This window comes from Solibaculum intestinale (assembly GCF_040096205.1).
Taxonomy (GTDB): Bacteria; Bacillota; Clostridia; order Oscillospirales; family Acutalibacteraceae; genus Solibaculum_A; species Solibaculum_A intestinale.
Genome location: NZ_JBBMFD010000001.1, coordinates 168,259 through 185,882 on the forward strand (window position 1 = coordinate 168,259; position 17,624 = coordinate 185,882).

Consider the following 17,624-nt stretch of genomic DNA (forward strand, 5'->3'; position numbering starts at 1 on the left):
ATCAGTCGAGATACCCCTCGGCGCAGAGAAGCTCCGCCATTAGGACGGCGCCGCCCGCCGCGCCGCGCAGGGTATTGTGGGACAGGCAGACGAACTTGATGTCATACTGGGTGTCGGGACGCAGACGGCCGACGGACACGGCCATGCCGTGCTCCAGCTCCCGGTCGAGACGGGACTGGGGCCGGTCGTTCTCTTTAAAGTAGTGCAAAAACTGCTTGGGGGCGCTGGGAAGCTCTAACTCCTGGGGACGGCCCTTGTAGCTTTCCCACCGGGCGATGATCTCGTCAAGGGGGATTTTCTTTTCAAAGGAAGCGAACACCGCCGCCGTATGCCCGTCGGACACGGGAACGCGCAGGCACTGGGAGGTGATGGACGGGGTGGACGCGTTGACGATCTTGCCGTTTTCGAGAGTGCCCCAGATCTTCATGGGCTCCTGCTCGGACTTCTCTTCCTCGCCGCCGATGTAGGGAATCACGTTATCGAGCATTTCCGGCCAGGTTTCAAAGGTCTTGCCAGCGCCGGAAATGGCCTGGTAGGTACAGGCGAGCACCTTGGTGACACCCAGGTCCATCAGAGGATGGATGGCGGGAACGTAGCTTTGCAGCGAGCAGTTGGACTTGACCGCGATAAAGCCACGCTTCGTGCCAAGACGCTTTCTCTGGGCCTCGATGACCGCCGCGTGCCCGGGGTTGATCTCCGGCACGATCATGGGAACGTCGGGGGTGGAGCGGTTTGCCGAGTTATTGGAAATGACCGGGCATTCCGCCTTGGCATAGGCTTCCTCCAGCGCACGGATTTCGTCCTTTTTCATATCCACCGCGCAGAACACAAAGTCCACCTGCGAGGCAATTTCCTGAATATCCGCGGTGGCGTCCTTGATGATCATGTCCGCCATAGCCGCCGGCATCGGGGTTTTCATCGCCCAGCGCTTGCCCACCGCTTCCCGGTAGGTCTTGCCCGCAGAGCGGGGACTTGCCGCCAATACCTTGACGGTAAACCACGGATGGTTTTCCAGCAGTGTTGCAAACCGCTGGCCCACCATACCCGTCGCGCCGATGATACCCACGTGAAAGTGTTTTACATTCATGGTAAAGCTCCATTTCTCCAGCGAGGAAAGAATGAAATTGAGAAAAAGAATCGCCGCCATGCCGCTGGTCGTGGCGGGGTGCTTTTGCCAAAGTTGGAGACGGCCGCCGGCTTTTTTGCTACAGGTAACAAAAAAACCGGTTGTCAACCGGTCATCCATGCAATATAATAAGGAGTATTGACGCGTCGGCCTTCTTCGTAAAGCCCCGCGCGCGAATAGCTCTCCATCATGAAGCACGATGACAATCGCAGGACTGTTCGTCATACGACCAGGGAAGGGTTTGCAAGGCCCGGACCCTTCGGCGCGTTCCCCTTTCCCGCGCCGTCCCCGGCTTGCGGCCTCGGACGCGGTACTGATGAATTGCGCTCCTCTATTCAGCAAAAACAGATTCAATTGCTCTATTATATTAGCATTACAGGGGAAACGTGTCAAATAAATTTTGCGTGAATCTCCTGTATTTCCTGTATTTTCTCGGCTTTTTTCGTCCCTTTGCCAAGGGGCGGGGAAAAGGCCGGGATTTTTCACGTCAAACCCGCCCGAATGTCTGCGCCGAAAGGAACGAAACGAAAACGATGAAAAAAAGCGATTTTTATTATGACCTTCCTGAAGAACGCATTGCCCAGCATCCCCTGGAGCAGCGGGACCATTCCCGCCTTCTGGTGCTTTCCAGAGAAACCGGCAAAATAGAGCACCGGCATTTTTATGACATTATCGACCTGTTAAACCCCGGAGACTGCCTGATTTTAAACGATTCAAAGGTGCTTCCCGCGCGGCTTTACGGAAAAAGGGAGGATACCGGCTCCATTGTGGAGTTCCTGCTCCTCAGCCAAAGAACTGCGGATACCTGGGAGACCTTGTGCGGCCCGGGAAAGAAAGCGAGACCCGGGCACGTCTTCACCTTCGGCGGGGGAAAGCTTAAAGCGGAGGTTCTCGAAGTGCTCGACGGGGGAAATCGGCTGGTAAAGTTCTTTTTTGAAGGCTCCTTTTTTTCCTGTATCGAGGAAATCGGTGAAATGCCGCTGCCGCATTACATTACCGAGCGCCTGGAAGACAAGGACCGCTACCAGACCGTTTACGCCAAGGATCCGGGTTCGGCCGCAGCGCCTACGGCGGGGCTTCATTTTACCGAAGAACTGCTTGAACGCATCCGGCAAAAAGGGGTGAGCGTCGGGTTTGTGACCTTGCACGTAGGGCTCGGCACCTTCCGCCCGGTCAAGGAAAACGAAATCACCGACCACAAGATGCACGCGGAGCATTACTCCCTCAGCGAAGAAACGGCTGCGCTTATCAACCGCACGAAGCAACGGGGCGGCCGGGTCATCAGTGTAGGTACGACCTCCTGCCGGACGTTGGAAAGCGTGGCCCAGAAGGAAGGAGGCATAAAGGCCTCGGAGGGCTGGACGGATATCTTTATTTACCCGGGATATTCGTTTCAGGTGCTCGACGGGCTGCTCACCAATTTCCATCTTCCGGAGAGCACCCTGATTATGCTGGTATCCGCCTTTGCCGGATATGAGCACACTATGCACGCCTACCAGGTGGCGGTGGAAGAACAGTACCGGTTTTACAGCTTCGGCGATGCCATGCTCGTGATGTGATAACGATTGCTTGAAAAAGAAAAGCGACGCGGAAAATCAGTTCCCGCGCCGCTTTTTTTGCTGAGATGCGATGAGGATGGCAAGGCAAAAACTTTTTGGGGTTTATATATTGGGAAACAAAGAATGAGGAGTAGAGTTAAACCCACGCGCTTTCTATGAAGCACGACAACTATGCCGGCGCTGGATCTGTCGTCTTCCCCAAGTTTCGACCCGCACGCTTCCTGCGAAGCGTGACTCTGCGGGATGGTGCCGATGTTAGCGAACTCGTCATTTCTATCCGCACGCTTCCTGCGAAGCGCGACTGCACATCTGCACAAAAAGCAGATGTGCCTTCCCTTTTCAGCATCCTACACCCATCCGGCTGGCGTTTTGAATCCAATACTTGAAGTTTACCACCATTTTCCCATTTATACAAGGTGCGAAGAAGACAGGGCATTTCGGTTCGGTTGCACTTCGCACGGTTTTCCATAATAGCGGGTGAAATGGAACAGAGAATGGGGCCTTTTCATTCTGATACAAATCAATCCTGCAAATTCAAAGAAAAAGAGACAAGAACCCTTGCAATTTTTGAGACAATCCGCTATAATAAAGACCACGAATGGGAATGTAGAGAAAACAGAGCCATTCCAGCAAAGATTTTTTGACCATCCTGGTGCATACTAGGATTAAGGCCATGCGGACAGCCGGGTCAAATGCCGATTGGCAACTTTCGTTGCCTTATTGATTAAGCGTAACGCTCAATTTTATAAGTTGGTTACTTAAAACCGTGTGCAGACCTTGCACATCACACTTGTGAAACAATCAATAAGAGCAGTAAAAGCAAATTCTTGCTATATAGACTCTGATTCTACATGTTCCGTTTGAAAAATAGGGCGGCAGTGTCTGGCTGTACCGTTTTTTAAAACCGTATCCATGAGAAAATTGTTTCGCAAGTGGTGCGAGATCTCCGATCTTGTTATCACTTGCTTTTTTATGCCCTAAAACAGGGCGCATCGGAAAGGTGGAGCCAGCCATGGAAAACAAACTGACGCTTTACGGGTTCAACAATCTCACCAAATCCTTAAGCTTTAATATTTACGACGTGTGTTATGCCAAATCCCAGCGCGAGCAGAAGGATTATATCGCCTATATTGACGAACAATACAATTCCGAGCGCCTGACCAAGATCATGGAGCACTTAACCAAGATGATCGGCGCTACGGTGCTCAACATTTCCAAGCAGGACTATGACCCTCAGGGCGCCAGCGTTACCTTCCTGATTGCGGAAGGGTCCATGAAGCCAATCGGGGGGGATACGGTGGTGGCCCATCTGGACAAAAGCCATGTGACGGTGCATACCTATCCCGAGTACCATCCCGATACCTTTCTTGCCACCTTCCGGGTGGATATCGACGTGGCCACCTGTGGGGAGATCACCCCGCTTTCCACCCTCAATTACCTGATTTCCAGCTTCGACAGCGACATCATCACCATGGATTACCGGGTGCGGGGTTTTACCAGGGACGTCAAGGGAAAGAAGCTGTTTCTCGACCACAAGATCACCTCCATTCAGGACTATATTGATTCGGAAACCCTGCTCAAGTACGATGCGGTGGATGTCAACGTCTACGAGAGCAACATTTTCCACACCAAAATGCTCATCAAGGAGATTGAGCTGCAAAACTACCTGTTCAACACCGACGTCTATGAGCTTCCGCCCAAGACCCGGCTGATGATTTCCGAGAGCCTGCGGCGGGAAATGATCGAGATTTTCAGCGGCCGCAACATCTTTTGAAGGGAGGGCGTTCTTTGCAGCAGTACAAGCAGGAGCGGGCGCCGATTTATGAGGCGCTCGAGCGTTTTAAACGAATGCGCGTGGTCCCGTTCGACGTGCCCGGCCATAAGCGCGGCAAAGGCAATCCGGAGCTGACCGCCTTTTTGGGCGAGGCCTGCATGCAGGTGGACGTCAATTCCATGAAGCCGCTGGATAACCTTTGCCACCCGGTTTCCGTCATCAAGGAAGCCGAGGAGCTGGCGGCGGACGCGTTTGGCGCGGCCCACGCCTTTTTCATGGTGGGCGGCACCACCTCGGCGGTACAGAGCATGGTGCTCGCCGCCTGCAAAAAAGGGGACAAGATCATTCTGCCCCGCAACGTCCACCGCAGCGTCATCAACGCTCTGATTCTGTGCGGGGCGCTGCCGGTGTATGTAAACCCCGCCACCGACCAGCGGCTTGGCATCGCATTGGGAATGCCGCTGGGGGAGGTGGAAAAGGCCATCCGGGAGAATCCGGACGCCAAGGCGATTTTGGTCAATAACCCAACCTATTACGGCATCTGCTCCAATCTGAAGGCCATCACCGATTTGGCCCACCGCCACGGGATGCTGGTACTGGTGGACGAAGCCCACGGCACCCATTTCTATTTCGGAAAAAACCTGCCACCCTCGGCCATGTCGGTGGGGGCGGACATGAGCAGTGTGAGCATGCATAAGTCGGGCGGGTCCTTGACCCAGAGTTCCTTTTTGTTGGCGGGCCCGTCGGTCAACGAAGGGTACCTGCGCCAGATCATCAACCTGACTCAGACCACCAGCGGCTCTTACCTGCTTTTGTCGAGCCTGGACCTATCTCGAAAGAACCTGGCTTTGCACGGGGCGGAGATTTTCCAGAAGGTGGTGGACCTGGCCCAGTACGCCCGGGACGAGATCAACGCCATCGGGGACTATTACGCCTATTCCAAGGAGCTCATCAACGGGGACAGCATCTATGATTTCGATGTGACAAAGCTTTCGGTCAATACCCTTGGAATCGGCCTTGCGGGAATTGAGGTGTATGACATTCTGAGGGACGAGTACGACATTCAGACGGAGTTCGGCGATCTCGGCAATGTGCTCGCCTACGTGTCGGTGGGGGACCGGGAGCGGGATCTGGAGCGGCTGGTGTCCGCCTTTGCGGAGATACGTCGGCGGTACAAACGGGACAAGACCGGCATGCTTCAGCATGAATACATCACTCCCCAGGTAGTTATCCCGCCTCAGAAGGCCTTTTATTCCGAAAAGCGGTCGGTTCCTATCGGGCAAAGCGAAGGGAAGATCTGCACGGAGTTCGTCATGTGCTACCCGCCCGGCATCCCGATTCTGGCGCCGGGAGAACGGGTCACCCGGGAGATTCTTGCATACATCGCCTATGCGAAAGAGAAGGGCTGTTCCCTCACGGGCACAGAGGACCCGGATATCCATTATCTTAATGTTTTGGAAGGGGAATAGCAGATGGAATTATGGTTTACCGAACGGCATACTCCCAATGTGAAGTTTTCTATCCGGGTGGACCGGCAGTTGTTTACCGGGCAAAGCGAGTTTCAGCGCATCGACGTGTTTGAATCCAAGGAGTTCGGCCGGTTTCTGACCCTGGACGGATATATGATGCTCACGGAAAAGGATGAGTTTATCTACCACGAAATGATGGTCCATGTGCCCATGGCGGTGCACCCGGCGGCAAAGTCGGTGCTGGTCATCGGCGCGGGGGATGGGGGCGTTCTGCGTGAACTGACCCGGTATTCCTCCGTCGAACGCATCGACCTGGTGGAAATCGACGAGCTGGTGGTGGAGGTATGCAAGAAGTACCTGCCCCAGACTGCCTGCCGCCTGGGAGATGAGCGGGTGCACATCTATTACCAGGACGGGCTCAAGTTCATCCGCCAGCGGGAGAACGCCTATGACCTGATTATCGTGGATTCCACCGATCCCTTCGGCCCCGGAGAAGGCTTGTTTACCAAGGAATTCTACGGCAACTGCTTTAAGGCCCTCAAGGAAGACGGCATTATGGTCAACCAGCACGAGAGCCCCTTCTACGACGAGGACGCGGCCGCCATGCAGCGGGCCCACAAGCGGATTGTGGAGAGCTTCCCCATCAGCAAGGTGTACCAGGCCCATATCCCCACTTACCCGTCGGGGCACTGGCTGTTCGGGTTTTCCTCCAAGCGCTACCACCCGGTGCACGACCTGCGCGACGCCGCGTGGAATCTTTTGGGGATCAAAACCCAGTATTACAACACCCGGCTGCACAGCGGGGCCTTCGCCCTGCCAACCTATGTAGAGGAGATGCTGCGCGATGTTGAACCCTAATGTGGAAACCTTTCTCGGGTGCGACTGCGGGTACGAGGAGGCGGAGGCCGTCCTCTTCGGTGCGCCCTTTGATTCCACCACCTCCTACCGCCCCGGCGCCCGCTTTGCAAGCCGGGTGATGCGGGCGGAATCTTACGGTTTGGAAACCTACAGCCCTTATCTTGACCGGGACCTGACCGACAGGAAGGTGTTCGACAGCGGGGACCTGGAGCTGTGCTTTGGGGACACCGAGCAGGTCCTGTTGGACATTGAGGCCAGAGCCTCCACCATTTTGGAGGATGGGAAGCTCCCGGTGATGATCGGCGGGGAGCACTTAGTGACGTTGGGCGCTGTGCGGGCCGCTTTCGCCAAATATCCGGACCTGCATGTGATTCACTTTGACGCGCACACCGACCTACGGGACGATTATCTGGGAGCAAAGCTTTCCCACGCGGCGGTCATTCGCCGGGCATGGGAGCTTTTGGGGGATGGTCGCATCTACCAGTTCGGCATCCGCTCGGGGGACCGCAGCGAATTCCAGTGGGCAAAAGAGGGGCACACCGCCTTGCACCCCTTTGATTTCGAAGGCCTGGCCCAGACGATGGAGAATTTGTCTGACAAGCCAATCTACTTTACACTTGATTTGGACGTGCTGGACCCTTCTATTTTTCCCGGCACCGGTACGCCGGAAGCCGGCGGTGTCGGTTTTCTTGACCTTCTCCGCGCCATCCGTCAGGTCTGTAAAGGCCGGGTGGTTGCCTGCGATATAAATGAGCTTTCACCTCACTACGACCAAAGCGGCGTTTCCACGGCGGTGGCCTGCAAGGTGCTCAGAGAGCTGCTTTTGTCGCTGAGGCTGTAAGGGACGGGTTTGACGAGAGAAAAGGATATAGCCGTTTGTATGGGCTGTATTCGGTGCATGGGGATTCTTGGCCGCGCTTTTTAAAAGCGCGCGGGTTGAAACATGCCTTGGGAATTGGCTCCCGGCTTGTCTTTTCTGTCGCGCTTACGGCAGAGCGCGCGGGTGGAAACGCCGGAATGAATCCGGACATCGCACTGCGCGGCCGGTCGCGCTCAAAAAGCAGCGCGAGGATTGAAAAATGCCTTGGCTTTTGGCGCCTGGTTGGTCGGTTTCGTCACGCTTGCTGCGAAGCGCGCGGGTTGAAATGCGAGCGTCATCATGCTGCGGTAAGTGGCGGCCCCTGCTTTTGATAAACGGCGATGGGGGCTTCCTAATAGAACAAACGGGCGGGGCTTGCCCCGTTCACCTGAATGAATATGGAGGAATGGGATATGGGAAAAGCGTTGATCATCGGCTGCGGCGGCGTGGCCAGCGTAGCCATTCATAAATGCTGTCAAAACAGCGAGGTGTTCGAGGAAATCTGCATTGCCAGCCGAACCAAATCTAAGTGTGACGCGCTCAAGGAGAAGCTTGCGGGCGGCAGGACCAAAATTACCACCGCCCAGGTGGATGCGGACGACGTGGATGCCCTGATCGCTCTCATCGAGAAGGAGAAGCCGGACGTGGTTCTCAACCTCGCCCTGCCTTATCAGGACCTAACCATTATGGACGCCTGCCTGGCCACCAAGACCCATTATGTGGACACGGCGAATTATGAGCCGGAAGACACGGCCAAGTTCGAGTATAAGTGGCAGTGGGCCTACCGGGAGAAGTTTGAGAAGGCGGGTATCACCGCGCTTTTAGGCAGCGGATTTGACCCGGGCGTCACCGGCGTCTTTTCCGCCTACGCCATGAAGCACTACTTTGACGAGATTCATTACATCGACATTCTCGACTGCAACGCCGGCGATCACGGTTATCCTTTCGCCACCAACTTTAACCCCGAGATCAACATCCGCGAGGTCAGCGCCAACGGCAGCTACTGGGAAGACGGCCGCTTTATCGAAACCAAACCCATGGAAATCAAGCGGGTGTATGATTTCCCGGAGGTGGGCCCGAAGGACATGTATCTGCTCCACCATGAGGAATTGGAATCGCTTGCCCTGAACATCAAGGGCGTCAAGCGCATCCGCTTCTTCATGACCTTTGGGGAAAGCTACCTGACCCATTTAAAGTGCCTCGAAGATGTGGGCATGACCTCCATTGAACCCATTGAATTTGAGGGCAAGCAGATCGTGCCGCTGCAGTTTTTGAAAGCGGTCCTGCCTGACCCCGCTTCTCTGGGTCCGCGCACCAAGGGCAAGACCAACATCGGCTGCATCTTCCAGGGCGTCAAGGACGGTAAGCCCGTGCGCTACTATGTCTATAACGTCTGCGACCACCAGGAGTGCTACAAGGAGGTGGGATCCCAGGCGGTGTCCTACACCACCGGTGTCCCCGCCATGATCGGCGCCATGCTGGTGATGACCGGCAAGTGGCGGAAGCCCGGCGTCTATAATGTGGAGGAGTTCGACCCCGATCCGTTTATGGACGCGCTCAACCAGTGGGGCCTGCCTTGGCAGGAAAGCTTTGATCCGCAGCTGGTGGATTGAGATGGAGCGCTGGTTTGAAACGGTCGAAACCCCTTCTTACGTGGTGGACGAAGGCTTGCTGCGTAAAAATCTCGCGGTCTTAAAAGCGGTTTGTGACCGCACCGGCTGCAAAATCCTTCTGGCGCAGAAAGCGTTCTCGATGTTTTATGCGTATGAGCTCATCGGGGAATATCTGGACGGGACCACGGCCAGCGGCCTCTTTGAGGCGCGCCTTGGCCGCGAGGAGATGGGAAAGGAAACCCATATTTTTTCCCCCGCCTACCGGGAAGAAGAGTTTGACGAAATTGTAAGACTATGCGACCATATCGTATTCAATTCCTTCGCCCAGAAGGCCCGGTTCGGCGAAAGGGCGCTGGCCGCAGGCCGTGAAATTGGCCTGCGCATCAACCCCGCCTGCTCCACGCAGGACCATGCTATTTACGATCCCTGTTCGAAGGGATCGAGGCTGGGGATCCTTAGAGAACAGTTTTTGGAGGACCAACTCGACGGGGTGAGCGGTCTGCATTTTCATACCCTGTGCGAGCAGAACGCCGACGCTCTCGAACAAACGCTGGACGCGGTGGAAAAAAAGTTCGGCGTGTTCCTGCCCAGGATGAAATGGCTCAATTTCGGCGGCGGGCACCACATTACCCGGCCGGATTACGACATTGAGCTGCTTGTGCGCCTGATTGACCGGGTGCAGAATCGGTATCCTGTGCAGGTGTACCTGGAGCCGGGGGAAGCGGTGGCTCTAGGGGCGGGCTTTTTGGTGTCCACGGTGCTAGACCTTGTGGAAAACGACGGGCCCATCGCCATTCTGGACACTTCCGCCGCCTGTCATATGCCTGATGTTCTGGAGATGCCCTACCGGCCTGAAATCATCGGTGCGGGAAAGCCAGGGGAGAAGGCGTATACCTGCCGCTTGGGCGGCCCCACCTGTCTGGCGGGGGACATCATCGGCACCTATAGCTTCGACTGTCCCTTGCAGCCCGGGAACCGGCTGGTGTTCTGTGACATGGCGATCTATTCCATGGTCAAGAACAATACCTTCAACGGAATGAACCTGCCTTCTATCCTTTGGCGGGAGGAAACCGGGCAAATCCGGACGGTGCGCCGCTTTGGATACGAGGATTTCAAGATGCGCCTGTCTTAAGAGCGGGTTTAAAGCGAAACGAAATAAATAAAAACAGCATAAAGCCCTCCGTCCTTTCAGACGGAGGGCTTTGTTTGTAAATGAAACCGATTCTTATCTGATATGGAAAGAAACGCGCCTTATTTCTGCTTGGCGTTTCCGCTGTACACAATGCCGCGGGAGGCGTCCACGGTGACGGTAGTGCCGCTCTTTAAGATTTTCGTGGCGTTTAAAGCACCCACAATCACCGGCTTGTCCAGCGCCAGCCCCACAATAGCCGCGTGGGAATTGAGGCCGCTTTGCTCGGTGATGATTCCTTTCGCATCCCGGATGTAATCGAGCAGATCGTTGGTGGTCTGTGGGACTACCAGGATGTCGTCCTTGCGAAACTTCTCCTTGACCTCTGCTTCGTCCTGGCAGACACAGAGATTGCCGCAGGTGACATTTCTGGAAACACCGGTGCCGGTGACCAGGACATTGCCCACCAGGTGTACCTTGAGCAGGTTGGTGGTGCCCGACACGCCAAGCGGCACGCCCGCCGTGATGACCACCAGGTCGCCGTTATCCAACAGGCCCTTTTCCACCGCCGTATCCACCACATGGTCGAACAACTCGTCGGTGTTATTCTTTTCTTCCACCATCAGCGGATAAACGCCCCAAGACAGATTCATCTGCCGCCAGACGATGGGTTCGGTGGTGCAGCCGATGATCGGACAGTTGGGACGGTATTTGGAAAGCATCCGAACCGTGCGCCCGGATTTGGACACGGTGATGATCGCTTTGGCGCCCAGGTCATGGGCGGTGGTGCAGGAAGCGTGGGAAATGGCGTTGGTCACGTTGGGCGCATACTCGGTGCTGCGGGAATTGAAGCGTTTGACGTAGTCGATATCCATTTCCGCGCGGGTAGCGATGTTCGCCATGGTGCGCACCGCTTCCACCGGATAAAGGCCCGCTGCAGTTTCACCGGAGAGCATGATGGCGCTGGTGCCGTCATAGATGGCGTTTGCCACGTCGGTGGACTCCGCACGAGTGGGGCGGGGGTTTTTCATCATGGAATCGAGCATCTGCGTAGCGGTAATGACCTGCTTGCCTGCATAATATGCCTTTTTAATGAGCATCTTTTGAATAACGGGGATTTCTTCAAGGGGGATTTCCACACCCAAGTCGCCTCTGGCCACCATGATACCGTCGGAGACATGGATGATTTCGTCGATGTTGTCTACACCGTCGGAGTTTTCGATTTTTGCAATCAAGCGGATGTCGTGACTGCCAAGCCGGTCGAGCTCATGACGGATTTCGATCACGTCGTCCGCCGAGCGGACAAAGGACGCGGCCACAAAGTCAAACTCATTCTCGACCGCAAAGGCAAGATCGCTTAAGTCCTTCTCGCTCATATAGGGCATGTTCAGGTGTACGCCGGGGACGTTAATGCCTTTGTTGGAGGATACCACGCCGCCGTTGACCACCCGGCAGGTAATCTCCGTGTCAGAAGTGTCCATAACCCGCATTTCCACCAAGCCGTCGTCGATCAGGATGCGCGAGCCGCGTCCCACGTCCTTGGGCAGCTCTTTATAGGAAATGGAACATCTCTCTTCGTTGCCAACGCATTCTTCAGTGAGCAGGGTATAGGTCTGACCGGCCTTGAGGGTAACCTTGGGCGGGTCAAACTTGCCGGTGCGGATTTCCGGGCCTTTGGTATCACAAAGCAGGGCGATGGGAAGCCCCAGATTTTCCCGCAGCTCTTTGATCATATCCGCCCTTGCCTTATGAGAAGGGTGGTCGCCATGGGAAAAATTGAAACGCGCCACGTCCATTCCGGAAAGCATCAGCTCCTGCATAACATTGCGGTCGTCAGTGGCAGGACCAACGGTACAGATAATTTTCGTTTTACGCATATTTTGACCTCCAAAAGCCGCGGTCGGCGGCGTTTTACAAAAAGAATGACTACTTTCACATCTATAATCATACCAATTCCCTTTCTAAAGTGCAATTGCATTATTACCCAGATTTTCTTTTCCCAACAGAGGGAAAATGAGTGAATTTCCACTTTATTTATCAGAAGGCTTGCGCAGGCCGGAAAAAAGGAATACTATAGATACCAATAAAAAATCCTTTCGAATGGAGGAATTATGTGAACCAGGCCAATTCATCCTTTTTCAAAAAGAGCCTCTTAAAACGTACGGTTGCCCTGTTGATGGTAGGTGCCATGGGCGGCGCTTTGACCGCTTGCGGCGGTGACGGTGCGGCTTCTTCGGGTACATCGAGCACCCTGCCGGTATCGTCGAGCCCTTCTTCGCTTTTGGAATCTTCCTCTCTTCCATCCTCCCAGGCGCCGCAGAGCAGTGCACCCTCTTCTTCTAAGGCTTCTTCCTCGCAGGCTAGCTCATCCAAAGCTTCCAGTTCCGATGAAGTGGTTGCAACGGGAGCGGGCACCGGCATTGGCTATAAGGGAAGCGACTGGCGGCTGCGGGTCCCGAATATCGAAAATCCGCTGGTGGAAAGCGAGATTCCGGATGTGGTACAAATCGACCAGCCTACGGATGGACGCAAGCATTATTTTGACGCGCGCGCCATTGATAATTTAAATGCGATGATGGATGACGCGGCGGCAGCCGGCCTGAATTTATTTATTATTTCCTCTTTTCGCACGCTCGACTACCAAACGAACCTGTTTGAACGGCGTGTAAAGGAAAGAATGGCCCAGGGATACTCCCGCGCGGTGGCGGAGAATATTGTCGCCGAGGGCACCGCGCGTCCCGGAACCAGCGACCATCAGCTTGGCCTTGCCGTTGACTTCAACACCATTGAGGACGGTTTCGAAAAGACTGCTGAATACAAATGGCTCATCAAGCATTGTGCCGAGTATGGTTTTATCCTGCGGTTCCCCGCGGATAAAGAGGACATTACCAAGGTTATGTACGAACCGTGGCACTACCGTTTTGTCGGGGTGGAACATGCAAAGGAAATTATGTCCCGCGGCATCTGCTTGGAAGAATATGTGTCTGAGCTTTAAGCTTCAGAAAATGGCGCGGATCGCAGCTGGTTTTAGATCGGCGGCGGTCCGTGTTCTTTTGCCGTAGAGTGCAGGGTTGCGGAAAATACAACCGTTTGAGAACAAGACTGCGCCGATGGAAAGCGGACGGATGCAACATGGCTTTTTTTCAGAAAAACAATTGACAAGCACACCCAGTTTATGCTATTATAATGTGCGTCGCCTGATTGGAGAGGTGTCCGAGCGGTTTAAGGAGCTGGTCTTGAAAACCAGTGACTCTTCACAGAGCCAAGGGTTCGAATCCCTTCCTCTCCGCCAACATTTTTCTATAGCGAAGTTGAAGATCCACACGGAGAAGTACCCAAGTGGTGAAGGGGCTCCCCTGCTAAGGGAGTAGGTCGGGTGACTGGCGCGAGGGTTCAAATCCCTCCTTCTCCGCCAAGCTGAACCTGGACGCATATCGCGTTCCAGGTTCAGCTTTTTTTGTTCTTCACTGGCGTTTAAGGCGATATCTATTTCGTAACAGTCAGACGGACAAAGTACGGGCGAATAATACGTTCGGACTTTGTTTTCTGCGTTTATAGCAAAGTTTACTTCCAAATCAGATGGTGCGAACAGCAAGCTGACAGCGTTGAGCTGGGAGGTTCGCACTCTGAAAACAGCATTTTTGTTCCATTTCTCAAAAATTGTTGTTATGACGGATTTGATAGACTAAAATAGATTGCGCTTTTCTATGTATCTGCGATATAATAATAGCAATAGCAAAAATATATTTGTTCACTTTTGCTGTCGCTCCCCGTGCGGGAGCGTGGATTGAAATATTTTAGTTAAAGGATGGTAAACACTACGGCGAGTCGCTCCCCGTGCGGGAGCGTGGATTGAAATATCTCGGTACGCTTTCCTATCCACGTTTGATATAGTCGCTCCCCGTGCGGGAGCGTGGATTGAAATCTATCCACGTTTGATATATCGTTGCCACCACTGCGGTCGCTCCCCGTGCGGGAGCGTGGATTGAAATGATCTCCATGTCCTTTGCGGTGTTGACCACGTAGGTCGCTCCCCGTGCGGGAGCGTGGATTGAAATTGCTGCTCAAGCTTGCTTCTGAGTTTCCGTTCCTGTCGCTCCCCGTGCGGGAGCGTGGATTGAAATTCAAATACAAGTCCATGACTTTATCTCTCACATAGTGTCGCTCCCCGTGCGGGAGCGTGGATTGAAATGCAGTACATTGGGGATTTTGGTGAGCTCCGCCTCGTCGCTCCCCGTGCGGGAGCGTGGATTGAAATACCCACATAGATTGATAGTCAATGCCATACGGCGTCGCTCCCCGTGCGGGAGCGTGGATTGAAATCCCAAGCTGCCGCGATGCCGATTTGAGGGCAGCCCGTCGCTCCCCGTGCGGGAGCGTGGATTGAAATTCCAAGGGACCCTAAAAAAGTCTTGTGTCTTAATGGTCGCTCCCCGTGCGGGAGCGTGGATTGAAATATCCATACTCCTACGTTTGTATGCACTATCCAAATGTCGCTCCCCGTGCGGGAGCGTGGATTGAAATAACCTGACGAAACGGCAGCTTGTTTGTTTTGCGGGTCGCTCCCCGTGCGGGAGCGTGGATTACAGTTGCTGCTGCTCAAGATCATAGAGGACAACAGCAAGAACTTCGCACACGGAAAGCGCGGGTTGAAATCGCTTTCCGTTGGTGCAGAGTATGGATTTTTGTCTGCTTTACTGCTGTTTCAAATTCTTAATCCGGAAAAGAAAGCTTTTAAAATGCAGTGGAAAATCCAAGAAAAACATGATAGAATGAAGCGGTCAAAACGACCACGTTGCTTAAAGAATACGAGGGGATGACCTGTGAGCAACTCTTTTTCGCAAATGATATTGTTTCAAGTAAAGCCTGATCGGCTGGATGCGTTCGAATTGCTTATTAGGGCCATTCAAGCAGAACAGCAAGCACTTCCCGGCTGTATCGGTGTGAAGTATATGAAACGTTTTTACACGTTTGACGGCGTGGAAAACGGCAAGCCGCCCAGAGAGCTCACCAGAATTGTAAAATGCGTAAAATATTATTCCTATTTGGAATTTGACACCATAGAAAACTGTGGAAAAGCGAACGGTTGGTTTTTTGATCGCCATGCCAGAGATGTGATGAAGCTACTCATCATGCCATTTGAAATAAACAGCGGTTATTCCGTCTGACAAGGAGAATATGCATAACATGAACGAAGAGTTAAAATGCATCTTGACGAAGTTCGCAGAGTCCGGCTGGGATTTGATTGCTTTTGCGGCAAAAGAGTATTTAAACGGAGCAGACAATAAACCGGAATTGGTGAAAGCGATTATACAAGCCGACAGACAATGTGGCAGCTGTGGATGTGAGTTTGACTCTTTTTACAAGAGAGCGCTGGAGCTCTTGTAAAGCTCATAGATAGATGCGCGATAAAACCGGATAGGTTCACCCTGCCAAAAACAAGAGAAGTTCAGTGGATGTGCCTTCCACAGGCCGCGGTGAAGATCAAGGGAGCGAAAGCGACGAGAGTGCTTCGCTCCCTGCGCATTGCTGAACGGAAAGCGAGGTTAACAAACTGCATCCTTTTTTCGGCCGTTTATTCTCCTGAATTAGTGTATTATTCACCTATTCCTTGCGATTGGCCGTAACGATGTACAAGGCCCAAGCGCGCTGCCGCTTTCCGTGAGCGGCCGGTATTTTACATAGAAAGAGAATGAAACGCTTATGAATACAAAAGAAGTCGCAGAAATCCGCCGCCGGTTTCGTCCGGAAAAAAGCAACATCACCCATGTCCGTGGCTGCTATGTCAACGGGGAACGGGAGATCATCTCCCAGTTCAGTCAATCCTTAGCATTGACGCCCCAGGAAGAGTCGGAGAAGATTCTTGCGGTTTTAAAGCGGACTTTGTCCGGGACCTTAGGCAAAAACCTCATCGACATCGCCTTCACCACGCAGCAGGTTGTGGAGAGCAGTGAGCATAACCGGCTTATGGCCATGCGAAATTCCGCCCTCACGGATGAGGAGGCTATTCAGGCCTTTTATCAGAAGGTAATCGAATCGGTTTCCCTGGACGGGCATTATCTGATCCTCCTGGCCTGCGACACCTACGACGTCCCCTACCGTTCCAAGGACGGGGAGCGGCAGGAGGAGGTTTCCTCGGAGGTATTTTCCTACTTTGTGTGCAGCATCTGCCCGGTTAAATTGACCCAGCCGGCCTTGAGCTACTTTGCCAACGACAATTTGCTGCATAACCGCACGGCGGATTGGATTGTCGCCCCGCCGGAGCTGGGATTCTTATTCCCGGCCTTTGATGACCGGAGTGCAAACATTTACAATGCCCTGTACTATTCCCGCGACCTTACGGAAAACCACAAGGAATTTGTAGACGCGGTTTTTCACAGCGAGATTCCCATGCCCGCTGCCGAGCAAAAGGAAACCTTTCAGTCCATTCTGGAGGAAACTCTCTGTGACGACTGTAATTATGAGGTGGTGCAGGCGGTCCACGAGCAGCTGCGTGAGACCCTTGAGGAACATAAGGCAAATAAAGAACCTGAGCCGCCGGTGGTTTCCAAAGACACGATCAAGAACGTTCTGGAGGTCTGTGAGGTTTCACAGGAGAAGGTGGCGGCGTTTGAGGAACGCTACGACGCACAGTTTGGCGCCGAGACCGACTTAAGCCCCTGTAACCTGATGGAAAGCAAGTTGGAAATCCGCACGCCGGATGTGACTATTCATGTCAGCCCCGAGCGCAGCGACCTGGTGGAGACCAGGGTGATCGACGACAAAAAGTATATCCTGATCCGGGCAGAGGACGAAGTAGTGGTAAACGGCGTGGCAATTCATATCTCCTGACACGGGAATGCCGAAAGCGGCTTTCCCTATGCCGCCACTGCCGCCAGAAAACCGGAAAAAGCGGGCGGGAATGCCTTTGTTTGGCGTTCCCGCCCGGTTGTATTTTTAAAAACGTGCCTTTGCACAAAAATTGGATTGGCAAATGGAGAAAAGCAAAAATTTGACCCTCCCTGCAAAAGGAAAAATGCAGGCAAAGGCGCCGGTTTTCCAGAAACGGGCGGGAGAAAGCAGCACCCCTGTAAGATTAAAATGGATGAGCCGCGTTTATAAAATGGAAAATACCGGACAAAATAAGGAAACTTCTATCCAAAAACGAGGAAAAAGGAACAAATTTGGAGGATTCTTTACAGAATCGTTTACAAACGAAGACGAAAAAGATAAAATAGAGGAGAACTAAGCAAAGGGG

The 17,624-nt window shown here is 53.6% G+C and carries 14 protein-coding genes, 2 tRNA genes, 1 CRISPR repeat array and 1 riboswitch; of the genes, 14 read left to right on the forward strand and 2 right to left on the reverse strand.

The window, feature by feature from the left end:
- Window position 1 precedes the first annotated feature (1 nt).
- Window positions 2-1,087 carry an aspartate-semialdehyde dehydrogenase gene (asd, locus tag WMO26_RS00775; protein ID WP_349217631.1) on the reverse strand — a complete coding sequence of 362 codons (1,086 nt, stop codon included), beginning with the start codon at window positions 1,085-1,087 and terminating at the stop codon, window positions 2-4.
- A 208-nt stretch (window positions 1,088-1,295) separates the two neighbouring features.
- Window positions 1,296-1,468, reverse strand: a riboswitch (Lysine riboswitch).
- Between the two features lie 191 nt (window positions 1,469-1,659).
- On the opposite strand from asd, the gene queA reads away from it, so the two are divergent.
- The 7 genes from queA (at window position 1,660) to nspC (ending at window position 10,390) form a co-directional block, all read left to right on the forward strand.
- On the forward strand, window positions 1,660-2,685 hold the full coding sequence (queA, locus tag WMO26_RS00780; RefSeq protein ID WP_349217632.1) for a tRNA preQ1(34) S-adenosylmethionine ribosyltransferase-isomerase QueA: 1,026 nt from the start codon (window positions 1,660-1,662) through the stop codon (window positions 2,683-2,685).
- 1,012 nt (window positions 2,686-3,697) lie between these two features.
- Entirely contained in the window at window positions 3,698-4,459 is a 762-nt protein-coding gene (gene speD, locus WMO26_RS00785) for an adenosylmethionine decarboxylase (RefSeq protein WP_435431539.1), read from the forward strand.
- Window positions 4,460-4,473: 14 nt separating this feature from the next.
- A complete protein-coding gene (locus WMO26_RS00790) occupies window positions 4,474-5,928 on the forward strand; it encodes an aminotransferase class I/II-fold pyridoxal phosphate-dependent enzyme (RefSeq protein ID WP_349217634.1) in 1,455 nt (484 codons plus the stop codon).
- A gap of 3 nt (window positions 5,929-5,931) precedes the next feature.
- A complete protein-coding gene (speE, locus tag WMO26_RS00795) occupies window positions 5,932-6,786 on the forward strand; it encodes a polyamine aminopropyltransferase (RefSeq protein WP_349217635.1) in 855 nt (284 codons plus the stop codon).
- Window positions 6,773-7,627 carry an agmatinase gene (speB, locus tag WMO26_RS00800; RefSeq protein ID WP_349217636.1) on the forward strand — a complete coding sequence of 285 codons (855 nt, stop codon included), beginning with the start codon at window positions 6,773-6,775 and terminating at the stop codon, window positions 7,625-7,627. Before speE ends, speB begins: the two co-directional genes overlap by 14 nt.
- Window positions 7,628-8,058: 431 nt before the next feature.
- Window positions 8,059-9,258: a saccharopine dehydrogenase family protein gene (locus tag WMO26_RS00805; protein WP_349217637.1), complete on the forward strand. Its 1,200-nt coding sequence runs from the start codon at window positions 8,059-8,061 to the stop codon at window positions 9,256-9,258.
- 1 nt (window position 9,259) lies between these two features.
- Window positions 9,260-10,390 carry a carboxynorspermidine decarboxylase gene (nspC, locus tag WMO26_RS00810; RefSeq protein ID WP_349217638.1) on the forward strand — a complete coding sequence of 377 codons (1,131 nt, stop codon included), beginning with the start codon at window positions 9,260-9,262 and terminating at the stop codon, window positions 10,388-10,390.
- 119 nt (window positions 10,391-10,509) lie between these two features.
- Here nspC and pyk read toward each other — a convergent pair whose 3' ends face one another.
- The gene (gene pyk / locus WMO26_RS00815; protein ID WP_349217639.1) at window positions 10,510-12,264 is read right to left on the reverse strand and encodes a pyruvate kinase; all 1,755 of its coding nucleotides are present in this window, start codon (window positions 12,262-12,264) and stop codon (window positions 10,510-10,512) included.
- 236 nt (window positions 12,265-12,500) lie between these two features.
- Here pyk and WMO26_RS00820 point away from each other — a divergent pair, with 236 nt between their 5' ends.
- From WMO26_RS00820 to WMO26_RS00850, 7 genes are all read left to right on the forward strand, one after another.
- Complete coding sequence (locus WMO26_RS00820; RefSeq protein WP_349217640.1) at window positions 12,501-13,382, forward strand: M15 family metallopeptidase; 882 nt, start codon at window positions 12,501-12,503, stop codon at window positions 13,380-13,382.
- Between the two features lie 208 nt (window positions 13,383-13,590).
- Window positions 13,591-13,679 (forward strand) — tRNA-Ser (locus tag WMO26_RS00825).
- A gap of 33 nt (window positions 13,680-13,712) precedes the next feature.
- Window positions 13,713-13,802: transfer RNA gene (locus tag WMO26_RS00830), tRNA-Ser, on the forward strand.
- A 347-nt stretch (window positions 13,803-14,149) separates the two neighbouring features.
- A CRISPR array of direct repeats spans window positions 14,150-14,977; the repeat unit is 32 nt; unit sequence GTCGCTCCCCGTGCGGGAGCGTGGATTGAAAT.
- A 233-nt stretch (window positions 14,978-15,210) separates the two neighbouring features.
- Complete coding sequence (locus WMO26_RS00835) at window positions 15,211-15,555, forward strand: antibiotic biosynthesis monooxygenase family protein (protein ID WP_349217641.1); 345 nt, start codon at window positions 15,211-15,213, stop codon at window positions 15,553-15,555.
- Window positions 15,556-15,574: 19 nt separating this feature from the next.
- Entirely contained in the window at window positions 15,575-15,775 is a 201-nt protein-coding gene (locus tag WMO26_RS00840) for a hypothetical protein (protein ID WP_349217642.1), read from the forward strand.
- 315 nt (window positions 15,776-16,090) lie between these two features.
- Window positions 16,091-17,218 (forward strand): DUF4317 domain-containing protein, encoded by a 1,128-nt coding sequence (locus tag WMO26_RS00845; RefSeq protein ID WP_349217643.1) that lies wholly within the window; start codon window positions 16,091-16,093, stop codon window positions 17,216-17,218.
- A gap of 142 nt (window positions 17,219-17,360) precedes the next feature.
- Complete coding sequence (locus tag WMO26_RS00850; RefSeq protein ID WP_349217644.1) at window positions 17,361-17,615, forward strand: hypothetical protein; 255 nt, start codon at window positions 17,361-17,363, stop codon at window positions 17,613-17,615.
- Window positions 17,616-17,624: the final 9 nt, after the last annotated feature.